The organism is Pseudonocardia xishanensis (assembly GCF_039541715.1).
GTDB classification, from domain to species: Bacteria; Actinomycetota; Actinomycetes; order Mycobacteriales; family Pseudonocardiaceae; genus Pseudonocardia; species Pseudonocardia xishanensis.
The window spans coordinates 1-1,246 of sequence record NZ_BAABGT010000132.1 but is presented as its reverse complement, the minus strand read 5'-3'; the positions used below and the strand labels follow the sequence as shown (position 1 = coordinate 1,246).

At 57.1% G+C, this 1,246-nt stretch carries 1 rRNA gene; it reads left to right on the top strand.

The annotated features are described in order from the left end of the window. Positions 1-1,246 (top strand): 23S ribosomal RNA (locus tag ABD993_RS36465); the annotation flags it as partial.

Sequence of the window (1,246 nt, the reverse complement as noted above, 5' to 3'; positions counted from 1 at the left end):
GGGCACATGGTGGATGTCTAGGCATCAGGAGCCGATGAAGGACGTGGGAGGCCGCGAAAGGCCTCGGGGAGCTGTCAACCGAGCTGTGATCCGAGGATGTCCGAATGGGGAAACCCGGCGCCCGTCATGGGGTGTCACTGTGCACTGAATTCATAGGTGTACAGGGGGAACGTGGGGAAGTGAAACATCTCAGTACCCACAGGAAGAGAAAACAACCGTGATTCCGTGAGTAGTGGCGAGCGAAAGCGGAGGAGGCTAAACCGTGTTCGTGTGATACCCGGCAGGGGTTGCGGATGCGGTGTCGTGGGTTGTGGTCGTCGAGGTTCTGCCGAGCTTCGGATGGTGTTGGTGTGTGTTAGTGGAAGACTTCTGGAAAGGGTCGCCGTAGTGGGTGAGAGCCCCGTACGCGAAAACGCGCACCGCGTCATGGACTGTATACCCGAGTAGCAGCGAGCTCGTGGAATTTGCTGTGAATCTGGCGGGACCACCCGTTAAGCCTAAATACTTCCTGGTGACCGATAGCGGACTAGTACCGTGAGGGAAAGATGAAAAGTACCCCGGGAGGGGAGTGAAATAGTACCTGAAACCGTGTGCCTACAAGCCGTCAGAGCATTTCGGTGTGATGGCGTGCCTTTTGAAGAATGAGCCTGCGAGTTATGCTTCGTGGCGAGGTTAACCTGTGTGGGGTAGCCGTAGCGAAAGCGAGTCTGAATAGGGCGTCATAGTCGCGGGGTGTAGACCCGAAGCGGAGTGATCTACCCATGGCCAGGGTGAAGCGTCGGTAAGACGTCGTGGAGGCCCGAACCCACCAGGGTTGAAAACCTGGGGGATGAGCTGTGGGTAGGGGTGAAAGGCCAATCAAACTCCGTGATAGCTGGTTCTCCCCGAAATGCATTTAGGTGCAGCGTCGCGTGGTGGGTACCGGAGGTAGAGCACTGGATGGTCTAGGGGGCCGACAAGCTTACTGAAATCAGCCAAACTCCGAATGCCGGTACTGTTAGCGCGGCAGTGAGACTGTGGGGGATAAGCTTCATAGTCGAGAGGGAAACAGCCCAGATCACCGGCTAAGGCCCCTAAGCGTGCGCTAAGTGGGAAAGGATGTGGGATCGCCCAGACAACCAGGAGGTTGGCTTAGAAGCAGCCACCCTTGAAAGAGTGCGTAATAGCTCACTGGTCAAGTGGTCCTGCGCCGACAATGTAGCGGGGCTCAAGCGCACCGCCGAAGCCGTGGCAATGACACATTCAT